The organism is Chimaeribacter californicus (assembly GCF_002858675.1).
GTDB classification, from domain to species: Bacteria; Pseudomonadota; Gammaproteobacteria; order Enterobacterales; family Enterobacteriaceae; genus Chimaeribacter; species Chimaeribacter californicus.
In genome coordinates, this window is sequence record NZ_PJZF01000057.1 from 1 (window position 1) to 1794 (window position 1794).

At 58.2% G+C, this 1794-nt stretch carries 3 protein-coding genes; all 3 read left to right on the plus strand.

Features of this window, described 5'->3' with window-relative positions; all coding sequences use genetic code 11:
- Positions 1–182: hypothetical protein (locus CYR55_RS23680; RefSeq protein ID WP_165699651.1), on the plus strand; the 182-nt coding region annotated here is incomplete at its 5' end.
- Positions 182–1192, plus strand: a complete 1011-nt coding sequence (locus CYR55_RS22710) for a phage tail tape measure protein (protein WP_101818566.1) — start codon at positions 182–184, stop codon at positions 1190–1192. The genes CYR55_RS23680 and CYR55_RS22710, both read left to right, overlap by 1 nt.
- On the plus strand, positions 1179–1794 hold a 616-nt coding region (locus CYR55_RS22715), incomplete at its 3' end, for a baseplate protein (RefSeq protein WP_101818567.1). The genes CYR55_RS22710 and CYR55_RS22715, both read left to right, overlap by 14 nt.

Below are 1794 nucleotides of genomic sequence, written 5' to 3' on the forward strand. Positions count from 1 at the left end.
CCAACAATCGGGTGTTCGCCGCCTCTATCCCGATCACCGTGATTGCACCGCTCTATACCGCCTGGCTGGGCGCGCCCGCCACCGGCAAAATTGAAGTGTTCAATGATGGTGTGGCTTATAGCACCATTGCCCCAGCGATGCCGCCGCACGCGGCACCGCAGCCGTTTAATGAGGTGGTGTAATGGCTACATCCAGCAGCTCCACCAGCAGCCGCACACAGCTCTTTTTGCAGAGCGTGAAAGTCGGCGATACGGAAATCCCTCGTTCCATGATCGCCCGGTCCACCTACATTGAAATCGCAGATTTATCGGGACCCCAGCTGGAGCTGGAGATCCGCGACGGCACCGGCTACCTAGTCGATACCCTTGGCGTGAAGCATGGCACTGTTCTGACCTGCTCTATGGGCGATCCGCAGGGGTTAGGCAACACCTCGTTTACGGAAACCTTCTACGTGCTGAAGGCTCCCCATGAGGCGGACATGGTACGGGTGATCGCCTTCAGCGAAAAAGTGAAACGGCTGAAGGATTTTGCAGCCGCCCCTCAGTTTTTCGTGAAGAAGCAGCCGGCGACGATCGTCAAAGCCCTGGCCGGCTCCCTGGCGGTGGATGCCGATACTTTCAAAAAGCTGGGAACCTACCACCTCAATATGGGGCAGACGCCCGCCAGTGTACTGAGCCGCATGGCGCAGGAAGCCGGTGCTCTGTGCTGGTCATCCCGGGGCACCATTCACATTAAGAGTATGGCCACGCTGGCCAGCGCCAAGCCCACACTGACCTATGAGGCGAATAACTCAAAGGCCACGATGTTGATCAACCGCTTTTCCAAGTTGAACCAGGATCAGCTTTACGCCCAGTCCCGGCAATTCCGCTATATGGCCTACTCGCTTACTGGCGGCCTGCTGACGGCCGGCAATAAGGCCTGGCCGGTGAAGATGGTAAGCGCCGATGACCAGACCGCCCTAAACAACATGGCGATGTTCCTGATGCCTAAATTTGATATGGAGGTAACAGGCAATGCCGCGCTGACGCCGGGCATGGTGATTAAGGTGCTGGTGCATACCTACGACGCCACCAGCGGGCTGGACGAGTCCGTTCCCACAAAAATGATTGTTGAGCGCGTGGCGCACCAGGAAGACCGTTTCGGGTACAACTGCCGCGCTGTATTAGGAGTGATTTCTGATGGTACAGATTAACGGTCCCCAGCGCGCCATGGTGGTGAGCACGGCCGACGAAAGCAACCTGATGCGTGTCTCTGTGCGCCTGGTCGGCCTGTGGGATAGTATTGCCGATGCCAATTTGCCGTGGGCGGAGCGCCTGTTACCCGACGACGGGGCATTTGTGCCGCTCATCGCCGGCGATTATGTGTGGGTGGACTTCCCCTATCAGGGTGACAGCACCCGCCCCCGGATTGTCGGCCGAGCATCGGACGCCAGCGGCGGCAAGCCGAACGTAGCCGCAGAAGCTTCTGGCCAGGGCGATGCATATGCCCATAAGACGGTTAAAGGCGCGCCCGCTGCCGGCACGGTAACAGCGACCAAGGATTTTGTTTTAGACCGCAATGGGCTGCTGGAAATCCGCAATGCCTCCGGCAGCTGGTCGGTGACCCACAAAGACAGTGGCTCCACCCTGGGGATGAATGACGAGGGTCAGCTTTACATATGCTCTCAGGCCACGTTGTTTGTCTATGCAGCCGGTGACACAACCCTGAATACTGACGCGAATTTGAAGGTTAAGGCGGCCGGCGATATGACTCTCGAGTCTGCCGGCACACTGACGCTGAAAGCGTCAAAAGTCC

Bases quoted from the DNA above. Each gene is read 5' to 3' on its own strand.
- CYR55_RS22710 (WP_101818566.1), top strand. From the start codon at position 182: ATGGCTACATCCAGCAGCTCCACCAGCAGCCGCACACAGCTCTTTTTG.